Below are 20,547 nucleotides of genomic sequence, written 5' to 3'. Positions count from 1 at the left end.
ACCCGCCGGAGAGAGGCCACCGGAGCCCTAGTCGAACCAGCCGCCAACCAGATTGGAAAAGAAACGGCGAACCTGATCGAAAAGCTTCTTGACGAAACCGCCCTCCTCTACCGTCGCCAGCGCCACCAGCGGCTGTTCGCCGACGACTTCCTCGCCGAGGCGCACCTCCACGGTGCCGACTCGCTGACCCGACTCGATGGGCGCAGTCAGGTCGCCCTGGATATCCAGACGGGCAGACAGTTCCTGGTTGCGAGCCCGCGGCATCGTCATCATCACATCTTGGTCAACGCCTACCGGTAGCTCGTTGCTATCACCTCCCCACACGCGGGGAGTGTTGAGCACCGAGCCGGCGTCGTAGAGCTTGACGGTCTCGAAGTAGCGGAACCCGTAGCTCAGCAGTTTCTGGGTCTCCTGGGCGCGCGCCTCCTCGGAACTGGTGCCCATCACCACGGAAATCAGCCGCATGTCGTCGCGCTTGGCGGAGGCCACCAGGCCATAGCCGGCCTCGGTGGTCCAGCCTGTCTTCAAACCATCCACGGTGGAATCACGCCAAAGCAATCGGTTGCGGTTGGGCTGCCGGATGTCGCTGAAGGTGAAGTACTTCTCGGCGTATATCGCGTAGTGCTCGGGATAGTCGTTAATGATGTATTGGGAGAGCAGCGCCATATCACGGGCCGAAGAATACTGTTCGGGATGTGGCAAGCCAGTAGCGTTGGCGAAATTGGTGTTGTGCAGACCAAGGCGGGTGGCGTGCTGGTTCATCAAGTCTGCGAAGGGCACTTCGCCGCCGGCCAGATGCTCGGCCACCGCCACGCTGGCGTCGTTACCGGAAGCGATGATAATGCCGTACAACAGATCTCGGATCTTTACCTGAGTATCTACCTCGATGAACATCTTGGAGCCCCCGGTGCGCCAGGCGTTCTCACTGATGCGCACCATGTCATCCAGGGTAATATTGCCACGGTCCAGTTCACGCTCCACCAAGTAGGCGGTCATCAGCTTGGTCAGGCTTGCCGGCGGCAGACGCTCGTCGGCGTTATGTTCCACCAGCACTCGACCGCTGGCGGCATCCATCAGAAACCAGGATTTGGCCGCGAGCTGGGGCGGCGAGGGGATCATCGTCTGAGGCTGAGGCTGGGGTACCGGCACACTCTGGGCAGAAGCCAGCGTCGATACCATCAGTAGACAGGCGAGCAGCATCGGTATCAGCCGCAGGCGGTGCAGTATTAACAACTCTCTCATCGGAACAAGTCTCATGAAACACTCGGGGAAAGGAAATGGGGCGCCAATCAGTCGGCGTCGTTGACGACAAAGCTCTGTTCGAAGCCGGCACGGCGCAGTTCGCCGCGCACCGGCTCCACCTGGTCGGCGCTGGCCAGCGGCCCCACCTGGACACGATGCACGCCCGGCGAAGCGGCAATCCGCACCGGGCGAGAGAGCTCGGCCTGGAGCCGAGCCTGCAACGCCTGGGCGCTCTCGGCGGAGCCCAGGGCGGCAATCTGAAGGAAGATGGGGCTGCCGTCAGCCGGGCGGCCTGACGCAGCGGAACCGTTGGCCGCCGTGACGGCCCGCGGCGCTGGGGCAGATGCTAACTGGCTGACCGCCGGACGTGCCGGCGAGGCCACCGAGGCACTGGCGGCGCCGTTGCTAGCACTACCCCCTGAGCTGCCGCCGTTCTCGGCCAGCCACTGCTCCACATCGATCGCCTCTACCTTCACCCGACCGGTGCCACGGTCCAGGATATCCAGCCGCGCGGCGGCGGCATAGGAGAGGTCGATCTCACGGTCATTGTGGAAGGGGCCGCGGTCATTGACCCTCACGATCGCCGAGCGACCATTATCCTGATTAGTCACTCGCACATAGCTGGGCAGCGGCAGCGAGCGATGGGCGGCACTCATCTTGTACATGTCGTAGATTTCGCCATTGGAAGTGGCGTAGCCGTGGAACTTCTCGCCGTACCAGGACGCCGTGCCCTGCCGGACATAGCCGCGGGCATCGGGCAACACCCGATAGGTCTTGCCCCACACTTCGTAGGTGGGACGGTTGCCACCCCGGGAAGGCGCTTCGACCCGCGGCACCGCATCGGCAATGCGGCTGATGTCAGGGGGGTCCATGGGATAGGCATCGCCGGTCATCGCATAGCGCCCTCCCCCTCCGGTGGAGGCCGCCGCGGGTGAGGAGGCAGCCTTTCCAGGCTCGGACGGCGCCTGACCACCTCCGCCGGCGCAGCCGGCCAGCAGCATCGCCACCACTGCCGCCAACAGCCATCGACGAGACGTCATGAGCGTTCCTCCTCGGCATGCACAGCATCCAACCAGTGGGCATCCAGCGCTCTTGCCGCGGCGATGGCCTCGGCAAGCTCGGTGACCGCCATGGCATAGAGATGACTGTGGTTGTAGCGGGTGATCACGTAGAAGTTGTGATCGCCTAGCACATAGCGCCAGTTGTTCTCGCCGTCCTCCAGCGAGACCGGCAGCAGCAGCTGCCCGGGGTCGAGCTCGTCGGGCACCGCGATGCCGGCTTCGGCCACGGCGCTGGCCGCAACGGCCGGCGGACGCGCCGCCCGGTTGAAGTCGATGCTGGAAGGCGGCGTCGCCGGCCCCTCGACGTCGTGATAGATAGGCGCACCGGCGCGCCAGCCGTGCTCGGCAAAGTAGTTGCCTACGCTGCCGATGGCGTCCACCGGATTGGTCCAGAGATCACGAAGGCCGTCGTCGTCGAAGTCCACGGCGTAGGCGCGATAGCTGGTGGGTATAAACTGCGGATAGCCCATGGCACCGGCGTAGGAGCCCATGAGCTCACCGGGCGAGACGCCCTGCTCGTGGGTGATCTCAAGAAAAGCCGCCAGCTCGCCGCGAAAGAAACCGCCGCGAGTCGGGTGGTGAAAGGCCAGGGTGGCCAGGGAGTCGATTACCCGGTGACGACCGGTGAAGCGGCCATAGCTGGTCTCGACACCGATAATGGCTGCGACCACTTCGGGGGGCACGCCATACACCGCCTCGGCGCGCTCGAAGGCGTCCCGATGCACCTCGAGGAAGGTGACGCCGCGGTGGATGCGCTCCGGCTGCAGGAAGATCGCACGGTACTCGTCCCAGCGCAGGCGGCGCTCGGCGGCACCGGCCATGGCATCCAGCACACCCTGCTGAAAGTCCGCGGAGGACATGGCGGCATCCAGCCAGCCGCGCTCGATGCCCTTACCGGCCAGCTCATCGACCAGCTGGCGCGTTTCGGCGTGGCTGGACGGGTCGAAGTCCGCCGCCAGTGGGCTCATCGATACGCCCAGGGTGGCCATCGTCAACAGCGCCATCGCGCCATGGTTTCGAATCCGTAACATGCAGCCCTCTCCCTGATTCGGCATCCGGATGCCCGCAGCAGAACTAGCGCGGGAGCAAGCGGCGATGCGCATGAATGGCCATGAGAATACCGAAACCCGCCATCAAGGTCACGCTGGAGGTGCCGCCGAAACTGACCAGCGGCAGCGGCACGCCGACTACCGGCAGAATGCCGCTGACCATGCCCACGTTGACGAAGACATAGATAAAGAAGGTCAGTATGATGCTGCCCGCCAACAGGCGCCCGAAGGTATCCTGAGCGCCGGTGGCCAGCCAGAGACCACGGCTGATGATCAGCAGATAAAGCAGCAGGATTGCCACGATACCGACCAAGCCAAACTCCTCGCCAAGCACGGCAACAATGAAGTCGGTATGCCGCTCGGGCAAAAACTCCAGCTGGGACTGGGTGCCCTGTAACCAGCCCTTGCCGAAGACCCCGCCGCTACCGATGGCGGTGGTGGATTGGATGATGTTCCAGCCGGACCCCAGGGGATCACTGTTAGGGTCGAGAAAGGTCAGCACACGCTGGCGCTGGTAGTTGTGCAGGTTCATCCACATCAGCGGGAGGGCTGCGGCGGCAATCGCTGTCAAAGCGGTGATAAAGCGCCAGGAGAGCCCCGCCAGCAGCACCACGAAGACGGCCGCCGAGGTCACCAACAGCGAGGTGCCGAGGTCAGGCTGCTTGGCGATCAGCACGACAGGAACAGCGATCAGCCCCACGCACACCGCGATGTCGCGCAACCGCGGGGGGAGCTCCTGGCGGCTAAGGTAGGCGGCCACCATCAGCGGCACCGCCAGTTTCATCATTTCTGAGGGTTGGAAGCGAATAACGCCGGGGATCACCAGCCACCGCTGGGCGCCCATGCCAACGTCGCCGACCAGTTCCACCGCCACCAGCAGCAGCACGCCGAGCACATACACCGGCAGCGCCCAGCGCAACAAGGTCGCCGGCGACAGCTGGGCAAGCACAAACATCACCGACAGTGCCACCCCGAAGCGAATACCCTGGGCGATGACCGTCTCGATGCGCTGGCCGCTGGCGCTATAGAGCACGACAAGGCCCGCTGCCAGCAACAGCAGCAGCATGCCCAACAGCCAGGGATCCAGGTGCAGGCGCTCCCAGAGGCTGCGGCGCCGGGATATCCCGCTGGCCGGTGCGCGAACCGGATAGGGACGCAGCATCCGGGAGAGGTCGATCATGCCCATGACTCTGCTCTCCGCCACTCAGGCATCGTCATCCTCCATTGCTTCGAGCAACTCCTCCACGTCGGGCTCTCGATCCCTGAGCAACCAGGCATCGGTCATAGCTCTGGCCAGGTGGGCAGCATGGGTGCTTCCGCCGCCGGCATTCTCGACAATCACCGACACGGCGATCTGGGGGTCTTCCAGCGGCGCGAAGGCCATGAACAGAGCGTGGTCGCGCAGCCGCTCCGCCAGTTCCTCGGCGTTGTACTTCTGGTCCTGACCCAGCGAGAAGACCTGGGCAGTGCCCGATTTCCCGCCCATACGGTACTCCAGCCCTACGCCGGTGCGCCGCGCCGTCCCCTCATGGCCTGAGAGGACCTTCTCCATGCCGGAAAAGATCCTGTCCCACCAGCTGTCGTTAGGAATCTCGATGTCCGGGGGAGTCTCTGGGACCCGATCGGGGACCGGCGTATCGCCGATGCGGCTGGCCAGGCGCGGCTTTACCCACTGACCGCGGTTGGCCAACACCGCAGTGGCCGTGGCCAGTTGCAGCGGCGTGACCTGCCAGTAGCCCTGGCCGATACCCACGGAAAGGGTCTCCCCCGGATACCAGGGCTGACCGAAACGTCCGCGCTTCCATTCCCGAGAGGGCATCAGCGCGGTGCTCTCGCCGAACACATCGTGACCCACCCGCTGCCCGAAACCGAAGGCGCTCATGTTGTCGTGGAGCCGATCGATGCCCAGATCATGGGCCAGGGAATAATAGTAGGTGTTGTTGGAGACAGCGATGGATCGCTCCATGTCGACACGGCCATGCCCCCAGCGCAGCCAATTACGGTAGCGCCGGGAATCGTTGGGCAGCTGGTAGAAGCCGGGGTCGTGGATGGTCCGGTCCGGCGTTATCACCCCTTCCGCCAGGCCGGCCAGCGCCAGGAAAGGCTTGATGGTGGAGCCCGGCGGGTAGTGGCCGCGTATAGCCCGGTTGTAGAGCGGCAGATCAAGATTTTCCTGAAGCCCCCGGTAGGAAGCCACGTCAATACCGGTGACGAACTGGTTGCTGTCGAAGCCAGGGGCCGAGACCATGGCGAGGATCTCACCGGTCTGCGGTGCGATGGCCACGATGGAGCCCCGACGGCCGTCCATCAACTTATACGCCAATTTCTGCATCTCCGTGTCCAGGGTCAGCGTCAGGTGCTTACCGGGAACCGGATCGGTGCGCCCCAGCTCGCGCAGCACCCGGCCGCGAGCGTTGGTCTCCACCTTGCGCAGTCCTGCCTCGCCATGCAGCTCCTCTTCGTAGAAACGCTCGGCGCCGGTCTTGCCGATGAAGTGGGTGCCGGCATAGCGGCCGGTGTCCAGGGTCGCCATCTCCTGGGCGTTGATGCGCCCCACATAGCCCAGGGCGTGGGCCATCACCTCGGCATCCGGGTAGTAGCGCAGCAGCTGGGCTTCCACCTCGACACCGGGCAGCAGGTGACGGTTGACCGACACCCGGGCAATCTGGTCCTCGTCGAGATCGCTCATCAGCAGCGCCGGCTGAAAGGGGCGCTGCCGCTGCCGGGATCTCAGCCGAAACGCCTCAGCCTCCTCGTCGGGCAGCTCGAGCAGATCGACCAGCAACGACAGGGTGGCGTCGAGGTCGTCGACCCGCTCGCGCACCAGGGTGAGGTTGTAGGTGGGCCGATTCTCGGCCAGCAGCACACCGTTGCGATCATAGATCAATCCCCGGGTGGGCGGCAGCGGCTCGACCCTCACGCGATTCTTTTCGGACCGCGTGCTATAGACCTCGTGCTGAACCACTTGAAGGTAGGCCAGCCGCCCCATCAGCAGACCGGTCATGGCAATTATCACCACCACGGCCAGCAGGGCGCGCACCCGGAAGATGCGCAGTTCCTGTTCGGGTCTCTTGAGGTTGTCGCGATTCTTGCGCATCGCTCTCTCGGCCGGACGGCTCGTTCAGCGGTGGTAGGGGTGGCCCACCATCAGGGTCCAGGCGCGGTAAAGCTGCTCGGCGAGCAAGATCCGCACCAGCGGGTGAGGCAGGGTCAGCGGCGACAGCGACCAGCGCTGCTCGGCGGCAAGGGAGAGCCCCGCCTCGATGCCATCGGGGCCTCCCACCAGCAAGACCACGTCGCGCCCGGCAAAGCGCCATGCCTCGGCCTGCTGGGCGAGTTGCTCGGTGCTCCAGGGTTTGCCGTCGACCTCCAATGCCACGACATGCTCATCACCGCGCAGCCGAGCGCGAATCCTCTCTGCTTCCTGGGCGATGGCCCGGGGAATATCGGCATTCTTGCCACGCTGTCCGGGGGATATTTCCTCCACCTCGAGAGCGAAATCCCGGGGGAGACGTTTACGATACTCCTCGACCCCCTCGTTGACCCAGACGGGCATGCGAGTGCCTACCGCCAGCAGGCGGACCCTCATGCGCCGGTGGCCTCGCCTTCGCTGCGCTCCGAGTCGCTGGGCAGATCGGCCCAAAGACGCTCGAGATCATAGAGCTGACGGGTTTCCGGCAGCATCACGTGTACGACCACATCCCCCAGGTCCACCAGCACCCAGTCGGCGCCGCTCTCACCCTCCACGCCCAGAGGTCGAAGACCAGCCTGCTTGGCTTTCTCGACTACGTTTCCGGCCAGGGCGGATATATGGCGAGAGGAAGTGCCGCTGGCAATGATCATCAGGTCGGTCACGCTGGTCAGGTGCGAGACGTCCAGCAGGGCGATATCCTTGGCCTTGAGGTCCTCCAGCGCGTCAATCGCAAGAGTCTTGAGTGCGTCAGTTTGCATAGGGTCTTCTGTCTGAATGTCGTTGGAATACCATTGTACCGGGTTGACCGCCTGCTGGCAGCGCTCGTTCCACCGTCAGTACCGATAGAGTCCGTGAGCCAGCAGGTGGTGTTCCACCGCCTCGGGCAGCAGGTAGCGAACGCTATTGCCCTCGGCCAGGCGGCGGCGCACCTCGGTGGCAGAGATCGCCATGCGCGTGGGAAGCGCCAGGCGCAGCAGGCCGCCGGCGGGGCGTGCCATCAGCGCGTCGGGGCTATCCACTTCTCGGCCCGTGATCAGCGCGTCGAGGGCCGCCGACAGGGGCGCCTCGTGATCGGGCCGGTCGATCACCACCAGATGAGCCATGGCAAATAGCCGCTCGGGCTCGTGCCAGTCGGCCAGGCGCAGGAAGGCGTCGTGGCCCAGCGCCATCACCAGGCGTGCATCGACGCCGAACTCCTTGCGCAGCGACGCCAGGGTATCGGCGCTGTAGGAGGGACCTTCGCGGTGCAGCTCCCGAGGATCGGCGACCAGGCCGGGGGTATCGCCGATGCCGAGTCGCAGCAGCAACAGGCGCTCTTCGGGGGAGACCCGAGGTTCGCCACGCAGCGGTGGAACGCTGGCCGGAATCAGATGGACCCGGTCCAGTTCCAACACCTCGAGAAGCTCGACGGCGCTGCGCAGATGACCCAAATGCACCGGGTCGAAGGTGCCGCCGAGCATGGCAAGGCGCGGCGGACGCGGCGGATCGATCACTCCCGTCGGCAGCGGCAGGTGCATGCTCTCGGTCACTGGCGGATCTGGCCGTCGCCCAGCACCACATATTTGCGGGTGGTAAGCCCTTCGAGGCCCACCGGCCCACGGGCATGCAGCTTGTCGGTGGAAATGCCGATCTCGGCCCCCAGGCCATATTCGACGCCGTCGGCAAAGCGGGTGGAGGCGTTGACCATCACCGAGCTGGAATCCACCTCGGCCATGAAGCGCCGCGACAGGCCGTAATCGTTAGTGACGATGGCATCGGTGTGATGGGACCCGTAGCGTTCGATGTGCTCGATGGCTGCCTCGATACCGTCCACCACGCGCACCGCCAGTATCGGTGCCAGGTACTCTGCGCCCCAGTCCGCCTCGCCGGCCACCGTAGCCTCAGGCAGGATCAACCGGGTGCGCTCGCAACCGCGAAGTTCAACCCCGTGCTCGGCATAGGCGACCGCGAGCCGTGGCAGCAGCACCTCCGCCACCGGCGCATCCAGCAACAGAGTCTCCATGGTGTTGCAGGTGCCGTAGCGGTGAGTCTTGGCATTGACGGCGATGGCGATGGCCTTGTCGAGATCCGCCGTGGCGTCCACGTAAACATGACAGACGCCGTCCAGATGCTTGATGACCGGCACCCTCGCTTCCCGCGAGATGCGCTCGATCAGTGACTTACCACCACGGGGAATGATGACGTCGACGTACTCGGGCATAGTAATCAGCTTGCCCACGGCGGTGCGGTCGGTGGTGGCCACTACCTGCACCGCCGCCTCGGGCAAGCCGGCATCAGACAGGCCGTCGCGGATGCACCCGGCAATGGCGGCGTTGGAACCGCGGGACTCGCTGCCTCCGCGCAGGATGGCCGCGTTCCCTGATTTGAGGCATAGGCTCGCAGCCTCAACGGTGACGTTTGGCCGGGACTCGTAAATAATGCCGATCACCCCCAGCGGCACTCGCATCTGCCCTACCTGGATCCCGCTCGGCCGAAAGCGCAGTCCGTCGATCTCGCCCACCGGGTCGGGTAGGGCCGCTACATGATGCAGGCCCTCGATCATGGCGTCGATGCGCGCCGGAGTGAGTTCCAAGCGGTCGAGCAACGCGGCATCGAGCCCGCTCGCCCGGCCGCGTGACATATCCTCGGCGTTAGCCGCGGCAACCGCCTCGCGCCGAGACTGCAGTCGTGCCGCAATGGCCAGCAGGGCGGCGTTCTTGGCACCGCCGGAGGCGCGGCGCATTGCCGCAGCAGCCTGGCGGGCTGACTGGCCGAGGCCGGTCATGTAGGCCTCGACGTCCCGGATCGCCTCGTCGGTGGGGATGACTTGAACTGACATGCCGAAAAGGATCTCCTGTTCCCGTGGCCAGAGGGGTCGGCCACAGCGTTATACTGGCGCGACTGTTCCACGCGCTTTCTATAAAAGGGTCATAGTAAGCCACCATGCAGAGCAAGTACAAAGTCGGTCTGCTGCGCCTGAATCTGCTGCTGGCAGCCCTGTTGCCGGCCCTGATGGCGCCGGCATCGGGGAATCTGACCGAAGCCCTGCTGCTATGGATGGCCGCCGGCTGGCTGGCCGTCTCGGCGGCGCTGGTGGAGTTCAGCCATCGTCGCCCTGCTCTAGTGCCCTGGCAGCTGCTGCCCAGCCTGCTTTTGACCGCTCTGCTTTTCACCGCCCCTGAGCGCTTTCCGTTGTGGCTGTGGGCTTGGGCGGCGCTGGTCATGCTCCCTCAGCCGGGCTGGATGTCCGGCCTCAATCTGCTGCTGGCCGCACTCTCCTGGTATTGGCTGGCTCGCGCCATGCCACCGGAGCAGGCGGCATTCGCCGGGACTGTCCTGGCGGCGCTGCTGCTGCTGGGATTTTCCCGCTCCCGGGATCTGGCACCGCTACGCGGAGTGGCCCGACGCCGTGCCCATCTGGTCCCGGGCCTACGCCTGTGGCCTCGCGCTCAGCTGAGCCGTGACCTGTCCCGCGAGCGATCTCGCGTCCATCGCGACGGCGTGCATGGTGAACTGCTGCTGCTGCGAACCGGACGGCATCGTTTCTGGCCCCAGGCCCAGCGTCTATGCACTTTTACCCGGAGTTTCGAGCATTGCTACCGGCTCGATGGCCGCACCCTGGCGGCCCTGCTGCTCTCCCCGGATGCCGAACAGGCCGAGGGGCGACGCACCGAGTTGCTGGCCCAGATGGGGCCTGTCCGGCGGCTGCGCACCACGCCCCTGGACCAGGTCGTTTCACTGGCGGAAGAGTGTCGAGCCCTGGAGCATCAGCCCGGGGCGGCAAGCGTGCAGCAAGGGGTAGAGCATGTCTGAGCTGCATCACGCCAAGCTTCATGCCGGGCTTTACACCCTCGCCGCTCTCCTGCTGGTCGGCCAGGCCACCTGGTTCTATCTGGTAGGCGACTACACCCGTATCTTGCTGCCAGCACTGCTGTCTCCGCTGCTGATCACCGCCGCCCTGATGCGACTGGGCCAACCCGAGACCGCCCGACTCTCTGCCTACCTGGTGCTGGTTTGCGGCTACCTGCTGGTTGCCATGGAGCTGCCTACACAGTCGTCGCTGGCCAATTTCTGGCTGGGTCTGCCACCGGTGCTGACCCTCCTGCTGCTGCCTCTGGGTCCTGCCATGCTGCTCAACATCACCCTGACCCCGATCTGGCTGCTGCTGGGTGAAAGCCTGCTCGACCTCGACCTGACGCTGGGCTATCTCAGCCTAGTGATGCTAGCTGGCCTCGCTCCCTGGGAAATCCTTCATCAGCGTGCCCTCTTGCAGGCCACCGACCCCCTCGACGAGGAGTGCGATGCCATCCGTCGCGGCGCCCTGCACGACCGCCTGCAAAGCGAATGCGAGCGAGCCGAGCTGCTCAACCAGCGCTTGGCGGTTCTGGTCATCCACCTGCCTCAATTGGAGATGGCCGGCGAGCAGTTCGGCCCCGGCGCCAGAGGGGCACTGCTCAGATCACTCTGCGACGCGGTGGCGCGCAGTAGCCGCGACCACGACTTGTTGGGGCGCGAGGACGAGGCTGACTTTTGGCTGGTGCTACCGGACACCAGCGAAAATGGTGCCCTGCTGGTTCGCCAGCGTCTTGAGGAATCTCTGCAGCGAACGGTGCTCCTGGACACCGGCCCCGTGGAGTCGCGACTGACACAATGTCATCTGGGACAGGGAGAATCGCCGCAACGTTTCATCCAGAGATTGCAGGCCACCGCCCAGCGACACGCCGAATCCTGACCCCATTTCCGATCCAGGCCAGCACGACACGGAGCCCTCCTTGAACCTTGCCGACGCCCTCTACCAGCTGACGCCCTCTCCTACCCTGCTGCTGTTGATCATCGCGGCCATCGCTCTGGTCGAATCCCTGGCGCTGGTCGGCCTGCTGGTCCCCGGGGTGGTACTGATTACCGCCGCCTCCTCCCTGGCAGGCCATCAGGAACTGGCGCTGCCGGCTATCATGCTGGCCGCGTTTCTGGGCGCGGTGGTTGGCGACTGGGCCAGCTTCTGGCTGGGCTATACCCAGCACCAGCGGGTAACACGACTATGGCCGTTGTCGCGCCACCCCGAATGGCTTGCCCAGGGTGCTCGCTTTTTCCAACGCTACGGCACCCTGTCGGTTTTCTTCGGGCGTTTCGTCGGTCCGGTTAGACCGATGATCCCGCTGATCGCCGGCATGCTTCGAATGTCGCCACGGGCCTTTACCTGGGCCAACCTAGCCTCAGCGGCACTTTGGGCTCCCGCCTATGTGCTGCCCGGCTATCTGCTGGGACGTACCTGGCAGCAGCTGCTCGACATTCCCGAGGGCAGCCGGTCGCTGCTGGTGGCTCTGGCCATCATCCTGGTCGTGCTGGCGATCGTCTTCTCCTGGCTACGCCAACAGGTCGGCCGCAGCGGGCGGCTCTACCGCTTGCTCGCCAACGGCGCCCGTCGCCATCCGGTCATGCGCCGACTCTGGCTGTCACAGAGTGCCGGCGCGGGAAATGAGGTCCCTCTGGCCAGCTGGCTGCTGCTCATCCTGTCGCTGGGAGGCGCGTCCGGCTGGACGCTGATCGTGATGCAGCACGGCAGCGATGGCCCGCTGGCTATGGATGCACGCCTGAACGCGCTCTTCGCCTATCTGGCCAGCCCCGGGCTGGAAGCCTTCAGCCAGGCACTGGCCCGGGTGGGCGACACTTATGGCGTGCTGGCCCTGGTCCTCCCCTGGGGGGGCTGGCTGCTGTGGCGGGGGCGATTTGACGCCTTCGCGCATATCGGCGGTGGGCTGGGCCTCATCGCCCTGCTCAACACCTGGGGCAAAGCGTTCTTCGCGCGCGCCCGGCCAGACGCGCCAGACTACCTCACCGGCTCCATGGCCTATCCCAGCGCCCATACCTCAACGGCAGTGGTGCTGGCGGGAATGACCGCCGCTTTTATCGCCCATGAGCTACCCCCGCAGCAACGCCACTGGGTCTATTGGGGCGCCATTCTGTACGCCATGATCATGGCACTCTCGCGATTGGCAATCGGCGTGCACTGGTTCAGCGACCTGGTAGGCGGTGCCCTGCTAGGTCTGGTGGTCTGCGCCGTGGTCCAGCTCACCTGGCAGGCGAAGCCGCACGCTCCTCTCACCCCTTGCCCATGGGTCTGGCTGACCGGGACTTCCCTGGCGATGGTGGCAGCGCGCATCGCCTGGCTGCCACCGATCTAGCGCGGGAGTCCTGTCAGCCAAACGCCAGCCAGGCCCCGACGCCTACCATCAGCGCCCCAGCGATGCGGTTGAGCAGGCGCACGTTGCCATCCTGGCCAAGCAGAGACCGCAACCGGCTGCCGCCAGCCGCATAAAGCATCAGGCAGGCAAACTCGATGCTAAGGATCATGGCGATGAGAACAGCGAGCTGACCGGCTAGCGGACGTGAGGCCTCAAGAAAGGGCGGCAGCAGCGCGACGAAGAAGGCCCACCCTTTGGGATTGGCCACGGCGGTCACGAAGCCCTGCAGGGCCAGCTGACCGCGACCGGCCGGTGCAAGTTCGACTTGCTCAAGGGGGATCGCCATCCGCCCCCGTGAGCGCCACATCATGACCCCGAGATACCCCAGATAAAGTCCGCCCAGCCACCTGAAGACCGCGAACAGCTCCGGCTGGCGCAACATCAGCGCAGCCACCCCCGCCCCAGCGGCCACCGCCACCAGGCCGACACCGACCAGTTCGCCGGCCATCATCCACAGGGTGCGCCGCACCCCCTGGGTCATGCCCAGCACCATGGCCAAGGTCATGCACATCCCGGGGGTCAGCGACACGAACAGGAAGGTCGGCACGAAGACCGACAGCAGCGCCGGACTGATCATGTTTCGCCCCAGCGCGGCACTAGACGGTGCGCGATACCGAGCTGATTAAGAATCCTGGCCACAATGAAATCGACCAGGTCATCGATCGTCTTCGGCTGGTGGTAGAACCCCGGCGCTGCGGGCAGGATCACCGCTCCCATTCGCGTCAGCGCCAGCATATGCTCCAGGTGGATCGCCGAGAAAGGCGCCTCGCGCGGGACAAGGATCAGCTGGCGGCGCTCCTTGAGGGCCACGTCGGCGGCACGTTCTATCAAATTGTTGCTGGCCCCCGTGGCCACCGCAGAGAGGGTGCCAGTGGAGCAGGGGCAGATCACCATGGAGGATGGCGCCCCAGAGCCGGAGGCCACCGGCGCCATCCAATCCTCGCGACCGAAGCAGCGGACCTGCCCGGGCAGAGCGCCGCTGCGCGAAATGAGCGCCTCGGCAAGCCGCTCGGGCCGGGCCGGCAGGTCCACGTCAGTCTCGGTGGCGATCACCAGATGCGCCGCCTTGGAGATCATCACCCATACCTCGTGGTCGGCCGCCACAAGCGCCTCGATCAACCGCAGGCCGTACTGGGCACCAGAGGCGCCGGTCAGCGCCACGGTCACCGGGGGATGAAATCTCGCGGCCTGCTGCGCCTCAACCATGGGCCACCTCCAGAGCGGCAATGAGCTTTTCGTGGATGCCGCCAAAGCCGCCGTTGGACATCACCACGATGCGGTCAAAGGGTCGGGCTTCCTCGACCAGCGCGGCGATCAGGGCATCCAGATCCTGCTCCAATCGCGCCGGTACCGGGCTCGTCTCGAGCAGCGGCGCAAGCGACCAGTCGAGTCCTGCGGGCTGGTACCAGAAGGCGGCGTCCGCGGCGGCCACACACTCGGCTAGCCGGCTGCGCAGGGTGCCCAGGCGCATGGTATTGGAGCGGGGCTCGATCACTGCCAGCAGGCGACCGCGCGCGGTGGCGGCTCGCAGACCCTCGAGGGTGGCGGCGATGGCCGTGGGATGATGGGCGAAATCGTCGAGCACCTGGATGCCAGCCACCTCACCGCGCACTTCCTGGCGCCGACGCGGGGTCTCGAAGCGCGACAGCGCCGCCGCGCCGCGAGCGAGATCGACGCCGCAGGCATGGACAGCGGCCAGCGCCGCCAAAGCGTTGCGAGCGTTGTAGGCGCCGGTCAGGGGCCAGTCCACCACGGCGTCTTCATCGATACGCGCCGCGCCTTCGCCCTCCTGGTGAATCACCTGGAAGCGCGAGGCGTCCTCGCGCTCGAGCTCGTAGCGCCAGGGGCTCTCGGCCGCGCTGCCGAAGCGGAATACCGGCGTCCAGGCGCCCATTGCCAGCACTCGATCCAGGGCCGGCTCGTTGTCGGCCACCAGCAGCCTCCCCTTCCCCGGCACGGTACGTACCAGGTGATGGAACTGCCGCTCGATGGCGGCGAGGTCGTCGAAGATGTCCGCGTGGTCGAACTCCAGGTTGCCCAGCACCGCGATCTCGGGTCGGTAGTGGACAAACTTGGAGCGCTTGTCGAAGAAGGCGGTGTCGTACTCATCGGACTCGACCACGAAAGGGGCATCGGGAGCGCCGAGACGCGCCGAGACACCGAAGTTGCGCGGCACCCCGCCGATCAAAAAGCCAGGGGCGAGCCCCGCCGATTCCAACAGCCATGCCGCCATGCTGGCCGTCGTGGTCTTGCCATGGGTGCCCGCCAGGGCGATTACCCGTCGACCGGGTAGCACTTCCTCGGCGAGCCACTGGGGGCCGGAGACATAGGGCAGGCCCAGATCCAGCACCGCCTCCACCTCGGGGTTGCCCCGCGACAGCGCATTGCCGATCACCACCCGGTCCGGACGCGGCGCAAGATTATCCGCCGAGTACCCCTCGAACAGGCTGATGCCTGCCTCCTCGAGCTGGGTACTCATGGGCGGGTAAACGCCCGCATCCGAGCCGCTGACCGTGTGGCCCAACTCCCTGGCAAGCAGCGCCAGGCTGCCCATGAAGGTGCCGCAGATACCGAGGATATGGACGTGCATGCGCTCTCCTGACTGCCGACTTGCGTCACGGCATCCCACCGCGACAGAGTGTGGCGAGACTAGCATGGCGCCACAGGCCCCTCCAGCGCCCGTCAGCGGCGGGTGCAGCCCCGGCCGCTTTCGGCTAGAATCCTTCGACTTTCGCCAGCTCATCCCCGAACAGAAGCGACCAGGAGCAGGAACAGCGCCATGGCCCACAATGCCTTCTACGCCCAGTCCGGCGGCGTCACCGCCGTGATCAATGCGAGCGCCTGCGCCGTGATCGAGACCTGCCGCCGTCACCCGGATCGGATTGGCAAGGTCTACGCCGGCCACAACGGCATCATCGGTGCCCTCACCGAGGACCTGATTGACGTGAACCGGGAGTCCGACGAGGCGATCGCCGCGCTGCGCCACACGCCTGGCGGCGCCTTCGGCTCATGTCGCTACAAGCTCAAGGACATCGAAACCCATCGAACTCAGTACGAGCGGCTGATCGAGGTGTTTCGCGCCCACGATATCCGCTACTTCTTCTACAACGGCGGCGGCGACAGCGCCGATACCTGCCTGAAGGTCTCCCAGCTCTCCGAGAAGCTCGGCTATCCGCTCACCGCCATCCATGTGCCCAAGACAGTGGACAACGACCTGCCGATCACCGACAACTCCCCCGGCTTCGGCAGCGTAGCCAAGTACATTGCCACGTCCACCCTGGAAGCCTCCCTGGACATCGCCTCCATGTGCGCCACCTCGACCAAGGTGTTCGTGCTTGAGGTGATGGGCCGTCACGCCGGCTGGATCGCCGCATCCGGCGCTCTCGCCGGCAGCGGTGAGGGTGAGCCGCCCCACCTGATCATTTTCCCGGAGGTGGCCTTCAATCGAGAAGCGGTGATGGCTCGGGTCGACGAGGCCGTCAAGACCTATGGCTACTGCGTGATCGTGGTCTCCGAAGGCGCCCGTTACGAGGATGGCACCTTCCTGGCCGACTCCGGCAACACCGACGCCTTCGGCCATCGCCAGCTGGGTGGCGTGGCGCCGACGCTGGCGGGCATGGTCAAGCAGGATCTGGGCTACAAATATCACTGGGCAGTGGCCGACTATCTGCAGCGCGCCGCGCGCCACCTGGCCTCAAGGACCGACGTGGAGCAGGCCTACGCGGTGGGCGAAAAGGCAGTGGAGCTGGCGCTGGCGGGCAAGAACTCGATGATGCCGGCCATCAAGCGGGTTTCCAACACGCCCTATGCCTGGACCATCGAGCCGGCCCCGCTGGCGGAGGTCGCCAACCGCGAGAAGTTCATGCCCAGGGAGTATATCCGCGAGGACGGCTTTGGCATCACCGAGGCATGTCGCCAGTATCTGTCGCCGTTGATACAGGGCGAAGATTTTCCGCCCTTCGAGAACGGCTTACCCAAGGTCGCAAAGCTTGCCCTGCACCGGGTCGAACGCAAGCTGCCAGCGTTCAAGATTTAAGAACAAACGTTATCTGAGCAGCCAGGTGAGAACCAGCAGCAGCAGCAGAATGCCGGCCACCCCCTGCCAGAAACTGGCCGGGTCACGCAGAATGCGGTGGCCGGGGCGCCGAACGCCGCTCTCGCCTGTCACCGATTGACGCAGCGCGTGGCGGAACTCTGACATGCGCCGGTAGCGCAGGGCTCGCTGAGGATCCAGAGCACGACGCAGCGCCTCATCCAAGGCGAGTGTTACCTCCGGGTTGCGGGTCCGGGCGCTTCGATAGACCAACTGCTCCAGATCCGTGTGGCTACGCAACTGGTTGGGCGCCAACTCATAGGGCGGCTCGCCGGTCAGCAGCCAGTAGACCGTCGAGGCCAGGGAGTACTGGTCGCTTCGCCGCCCGACACCGTCGTCGAGCGCGTACTCGGGCGCACTGTGTTCGGTGAGGCCCACCTGGCGAGCCAACTCCCGTGACTCATTCTGGTTGCCGCCCTCGCGCATGCGACAGGCGCTGAAGTCGGTAAGCACCACCTGCCCATGGCGGTCGATCATGACGTTGCTGGGGTGGATCTGCTGGTGGAGCAGGTCGCGGTGATGCAGGGCCTGCACCGCCTTGCCAAGCTGGTTGGCAATATCCAGGCGCTGCACCAGACTGGCCTGGGGATGGCGCCGCGCCCAGCCCGCCAGATTCTCCCCCTCAATATAGGCCATTAGATAGTAGAGATAACGCCGCGGCCGCGACGACTCCATGATGCGCACAACGAAAGGAGACTTGACCCGCTCTACCACCCATTGCTGAAGCAGGAAATGCTCCAGGTAGGCATTTCGCGTGGAAAGCTCAGGACTCGGCGCTTTCATCACCATCTCCCGCCCGGTTTGCACGTCGCGCACCCGGTAGACCCGCGACTGGGCGGTGCGAGACAGTACCGCTTCTATCTCCAGGCCGTCCAGGCGATCCCCCAGTGAGAGCTCAGGCGGAATCGGCAGATCACCATAGGCGCGACCGGGATGGTCGGGCTGCTCGTCGGGCAGCTCGTCAATGCGCACCAGCTGGAAGCAGAACTGCTCGGCGCCGTATCCCCGGGCCTGGGCCCGCTGCACCGCTGCTGCAGCCAGGCGATCGGAGGCGGCGTTCAGGTCGCTGGCATCCTGACGAATGAGTTGGACATACTCGGATGGCATCAAGGTGCCCATCACCGCCTGGGTGGTAAACAGGAAGATATCACCTTGCTTGATCGGGAACTGTACGTAGTCGATCTCGATACTGACATCCATGCCCAGCGCCCGGGAAGGGTAACGGTAACCGCCCAGATCGGCGACATGATCGCGGCTGAGCTGCTCGAACTCGGCGCCGCGTAGGCGAAACACTAGCGTATCGCCCAGGTGGAAGAGATGGGCGCTGCGTCCGCGGTAGACCATAGCCGACAGCGACGAAACATAGCTCCCATCGGTCACGCATTGGCTCTGGCTGAAGCACCAGCCGTTCAGTGCCCGCAGTACCCGGGTGGCTGAGGTCTTGACGTCCCAGTGGTCAGGCGTCGAGTAATAGTCGGCCAGAAAACCGCGTACGCTGAGATCGCCCGCTTGCTTGGCCATGGCGTTGCGCCGGGTGGAATCGCTGATTACCGCGCAGGCGCCCTTGGCATTGAGCTGCCCGTCCTGGGGCAGGGTCACCGACATGGAGCTGCGGTGATAGCGCCGATCCGGCGCCACATAGGCCTGGCCGTAACTCAATGCCAGCTGAGCAGATCCCAAGAGGCTTCTCCTTGACCGCCGGGTCGATCTTTCTGAGGCTGCGGGCCAACCTGGTCGGTCCCCGGCGAACCCCGCCGGTCGTCATGATACACTTCCGAGGCTTGTGCGTGACGTCAACCATAGCCGCACCGTCATGCTTGGCGTTTTGAATTCCACACCGCGACACCTATGTCGCATTGGTAATCCCCGCGTCCGCTTCGTATAATTCCGCAGATTTTTTCGCTCAGCGATGTGACAAGCTGATTTCCAACCCAAGGAAGCGACGATGAACTTCGACAACATCCCCGCCGGCAAGGACCTACCCAACGACGTCTACGTGGCGATCGAGATCCCGGCCAACCATGCCCCGATCAAGTACGAGATCGACAAGGACATGGGGACCCTGCTGGTCGACCGCTTCATGGCCACGCCGATGTTCTATCCGGCCAACTACGGCTTCATTCCCCACACCCTGGCAGACGATGGCGATGCGCTGGACGCTCTGGTGGTCACCCCCTACCCGGTCCAGCCCGGCTGCATCATTCGTGCCCGCCCGGTCGGCATTCTCAACATGACAGACGAGGCCGGCGAAGACGCCAAACTGGTCTGCGTGCCCCATACCAAGCTCACCAGCCTGTACGACGACATTCAGGAAGTGACCGATCTGCCCGAACTTCTACGCCAGCAGATTGCCCACTTCTTCGAGAACTACAAGGATCTCGAGAAGGGCAAATGGGTCAAGGTAGAGTCCTGGGAAGGTGTCGATGCCGCTCGCAAGGCCATCGAGAAGTCAGTCATTGCCTACGAGAAGGCCTGAGCCCTCGCCGCCATGACGTGATTGGATACCAGACCTATTGCAGCAGGGCCGCTCCATGGGGCGGCCCTGCTGCGTTGGACACTGGGAAGGAACGCGAATATAGCTACTCGGGTGCCTCGACGGGGTCATCGTCAGGGGTCGCCGGCTCGGGTGATGCCAACGGCGGTTCGGCGAGACGCTCGGCCAGATGAGCGGCGAGATCTCGTGCCCGGGTCATATGCAGTGCCATGACGAGGGAGTGGTTGGCAAAGATCCCAAAGCCAGAGCCATTAAGCACCAGCGGGCTCCATAGCTGACGCTGGGTCATCGCCAGCTCTGCCAGCAGACCCTGCCACTCGGCCAGCACATCCGCCTCGCGCAATACATCGTCCTGGTCGCGCTGCACGCCCTCGAGCAGCTGCGAAAGGGCCCAGCCGGTGCCACGAGCCTCGAAAAAGATATTATCGACACGATGCCAGGGGGTGCCTGGCGGCAGCGCCTCGGCATCCACTGCGAGCTCAATCAGCGCCTCATGACTGCCGACGCTAGCTGCCAGCCGCAGGGCGAGATCATCCAGCCGGGCAACCAGCGACGCCAGCCAGTCGGCAAGGCCCTCGCCGGGCGCGAACCCCCCATCCTCATCGTTCAAGGCAGAAAGCTGGCGATCCAGGGCCTCCAGCGACTGCGCCAGCCGTTGCTCGGTGGCGGGATAGAACCAGTCGCGATCATCGCCCATCAATGCCTCTCGCGCCGTTTCCAGATCCGCGTTATCGCCACCGGCCATCTGCGGCAGCGCCTGAGCGAGCCCCCGGGAAGATTCCAGCACGCCCAGCTCCCAGCTGGGCATGTTGTCGAGCCACACTCCCGGTGGCGCCAGGTCGTTGCGCAAGTAGCCGCCCGGCTTCTCCAGCAATATCGCCACGCTGGTGGCCAGGGTCGCAACGGTCACTGTGCCTCGCGCGCCTGGCAAATAGGCGGCCTCACCGCGCCGATCCAGGGTGGCCTGCTCCACATCGAAGGGCGCCGGCGGCTGACTCCACCAGATTCCCAGACCGACGCTGACCAGCAGGTAGAGCCCCGCCAGCGCCAGCACAGGCTTCCAGATCCAGCCATACCGGGGGCGCTCCAGCGCCTCCTCCTTCCTGCGACGCCGGGAGGCGCGCCAGCTTTTCCAGGCCATGACGTGATAATCCCTGTGTAATGAACGTTGGCCCTCGGCAATGCGACAATGAG

Annotated in this window: 19 protein-coding genes; 5 read left to right on the top strand and 14 right to left on the bottom strand. The window is 65.1% G+C overall.

Going from position 1 to position 20,547, the window contains the following annotated elements; translation table 11 throughout:
- Positions 1-27: 27 nt before the first annotated feature.
- The 9 genes from ACFODV_RS05775 to ACFODV_RS05735 form a co-directional block, all read right to left on the bottom strand.
- Positions 28-1,200, bottom strand: a complete 1,173-nt coding sequence (locus ACFODV_RS05775) for a D-alanyl-D-alanine carboxypeptidase family protein (protein WP_379756290.1) — start codon at positions 1,198-1,200, stop codon at positions 28-30.
- An 89-nt stretch (positions 1,201-1,289) separates the two neighbouring features.
- Positions 1,290-2,282, bottom strand: a complete 993-nt coding sequence (locus ACFODV_RS05770; RefSeq protein WP_379756013.1) for a septal ring lytic transglycosylase RlpA family protein — start codon at positions 2,280-2,282, stop codon at positions 1,290-1,292.
- Positions 2,279-3,334 (bottom strand): lytic murein transglycosylase B, encoded by a 1,056-nt coding sequence (gene mltB, locus ACFODV_RS05765; protein ID WP_379756010.1) that lies wholly within the window; start codon positions 3,332-3,334, stop codon positions 2,279-2,281. The genes ACFODV_RS05770 and mltB overlap by 4 nt, the downstream gene beginning before the upstream one ends.
- Before the next feature lie 43 nt (positions 3,335-3,377).
- Positions 3,378-4,538 carry a rod shape-determining protein RodA gene (gene rodA / locus ACFODV_RS05760; RefSeq protein WP_379756007.1) on the bottom strand — a complete coding sequence of 387 codons (1,161 nt, stop codon included), beginning with the start codon at positions 4,536-4,538 and terminating at the stop codon, positions 3,378-3,380.
- Between the two features lie 18 nt (positions 4,539-4,556).
- Positions 4,557-6,449 (bottom strand): penicillin-binding protein 2, encoded by a 1,893-nt coding sequence (gene mrdA / locus ACFODV_RS05755; RefSeq protein WP_379756004.1) that lies wholly within the window; start codon positions 6,447-6,449, stop codon positions 4,557-4,559.
- 24 nt (positions 6,450-6,473) lie between these two features.
- The gene (rlmH, locus tag ACFODV_RS05750; RefSeq protein ID WP_379756001.1) at positions 6,474-6,941 is read right to left on the bottom strand and encodes a 23S rRNA (pseudouridine(1915)-N(3))-methyltransferase RlmH; all 468 of its coding nucleotides are present in this window, start codon (positions 6,939-6,941) and stop codon (positions 6,474-6,476) included.
- Positions 6,938-7,303: a ribosome silencing factor gene (gene rsfS / locus ACFODV_RS05745; protein ID WP_379755998.1), complete on the bottom strand. Its 366-nt coding sequence runs from the start codon at positions 7,301-7,303 to the stop codon at positions 6,938-6,940. Before rsfS ends, rlmH begins: the two co-directional genes overlap by 4 nt.
- A gap of 75 nt (positions 7,304-7,378) precedes the next feature.
- Positions 7,379-8,062 (bottom strand): nicotinate-nucleotide adenylyltransferase, encoded by a 684-nt coding sequence (gene nadD, locus ACFODV_RS05740; protein WP_379756287.1) that lies wholly within the window; start codon positions 8,060-8,062, stop codon positions 7,379-7,381.
- 8 nt (positions 8,063-8,070) lie between these two features.
- Positions 8,071-9,363 (bottom strand): glutamate-5-semialdehyde dehydrogenase, encoded by a 1,293-nt coding sequence (locus tag ACFODV_RS05735; RefSeq protein WP_379755996.1) that lies wholly within the window; start codon positions 9,361-9,363, stop codon positions 8,071-8,073.
- A gap of 104 nt (positions 9,364-9,467) precedes the next feature.
- Here ACFODV_RS05735 and ACFODV_RS05730 point away from each other — a divergent pair, with 104 nt between their 5' ends.
- The 3 genes from ACFODV_RS05730 to ACFODV_RS05720 are packed head-to-tail and all read left to right on the top strand — an operon-like array spanning position 9,468 to position 12,706.
- The gene (locus ACFODV_RS05730; protein ID WP_379755993.1) at positions 9,468-10,337 is read left to right on the top strand and encodes a hypothetical protein; all 870 of its coding nucleotides are present in this window, start codon (positions 9,468-9,470) and stop codon (positions 10,335-10,337) included.
- The gene (locus tag ACFODV_RS05725; protein ID WP_379755990.1) at positions 10,330-11,256 is read left to right on the top strand and encodes a diguanylate cyclase domain-containing protein; all 927 of its coding nucleotides are present in this window, start codon (positions 10,330-10,332) and stop codon (positions 11,254-11,256) included. Before ACFODV_RS05730 ends, ACFODV_RS05725 begins: the two co-directional genes overlap by 8 nt.
- A 40-nt stretch (positions 11,257-11,296) precedes the next feature.
- The gene (locus ACFODV_RS05720) at positions 11,297-12,706 is read left to right on the top strand and encodes a bifunctional DedA family/phosphatase PAP2 family protein (protein ID WP_379755987.1); all 1,410 of its coding nucleotides are present in this window, start codon (positions 11,297-11,299) and stop codon (positions 12,704-12,706) included.
- Positions 12,707-12,719: 13 nt separating this feature from the next.
- Here the strand turns inward: ACFODV_RS05720 and ACFODV_RS05715 are convergent, their stop codons facing one another.
- From ACFODV_RS05715 to mpl, 3 genes are read right to left on the bottom strand one after another with little or no spacing between them, the layout of a single operon-like run.
- Positions 12,720-13,343 carry a LysE family translocator gene (locus ACFODV_RS05715; protein WP_379755984.1) on the bottom strand — a complete coding sequence of 208 codons (624 nt, stop codon included), beginning with the start codon at positions 13,341-13,343 and terminating at the stop codon, positions 12,720-12,722.
- Positions 13,340-13,972: a flavin prenyltransferase UbiX gene (locus ACFODV_RS05710; RefSeq protein ID WP_379755981.1), complete on the bottom strand. Its 633-nt coding sequence runs from the start codon at positions 13,970-13,972 to the stop codon at positions 13,340-13,342. The genes ACFODV_RS05715 and ACFODV_RS05710 overlap by 4 nt, the downstream gene beginning before the upstream one ends.
- Entirely contained in the window at positions 13,965-15,356 is a 1,392-nt protein-coding gene (gene mpl, locus ACFODV_RS05705; RefSeq protein ID WP_379755978.1) for a UDP-N-acetylmuramate:L-alanyl-gamma-D-glutamyl-meso-diaminopimelate ligase, read from the bottom strand. Before mpl ends, ACFODV_RS05710 begins: the two co-directional genes overlap by 8 nt.
- 189 nt (positions 15,357-15,545) lie before the next feature.
- Between mpl and ACFODV_RS05700 the strand changes: the two genes are divergently transcribed.
- Entirely contained in the window at positions 15,546-16,802 is a 1,257-nt protein-coding gene (locus ACFODV_RS05700) for a 6-phosphofructokinase (RefSeq protein ID WP_379755975.1), read from the top strand.
- Between the two features lie 9 nt (positions 16,803-16,811).
- Here the strand turns inward: ACFODV_RS05700 and ACFODV_RS05695 are convergent, their stop codons facing one another.
- Positions 16,812-18,539, bottom strand: a complete 1,728-nt coding sequence (locus ACFODV_RS05695; RefSeq protein WP_379755972.1) for a protein kinase domain-containing protein — start codon at positions 18,537-18,539, stop codon at positions 16,812-16,814.
- 265 nt (positions 18,540-18,804) lie between these two features.
- Between ACFODV_RS05695 and ppa the strand changes: the two genes are divergently transcribed.
- The gene (gene ppa / locus ACFODV_RS05690) at positions 18,805-19,335 is read left to right on the top strand and encodes an inorganic diphosphatase (RefSeq protein ID WP_379755969.1); all 531 of its coding nucleotides are present in this window, start codon (positions 18,805-18,807) and stop codon (positions 19,333-19,335) included.
- 103 nt (positions 19,336-19,438) lie between these two features.
- Here ppa and ACFODV_RS05685 read toward each other — a convergent pair whose 3' ends face one another.
- Positions 19,439-20,494: a DUF2333 family protein gene (locus tag ACFODV_RS05685; protein WP_379755966.1), complete on the bottom strand. Its 1,056-nt coding sequence runs from the start codon at positions 20,492-20,494 to the stop codon at positions 19,439-19,441.
- Positions 20,495-20,547: the final 53 nt, after the last annotated feature.

This window comes from Halomonas tibetensis, assembly GCF_042643535.1.
Classification (GTDB): Bacteria; Pseudomonadota; Gammaproteobacteria; order Pseudomonadales; family Halomonadaceae; genus Halomonas; species Halomonas tibetensis.
Note: the sequence above shows the minus strand (reverse complement) of the source record. Positions and strands in the feature narration are given on the sequence as shown.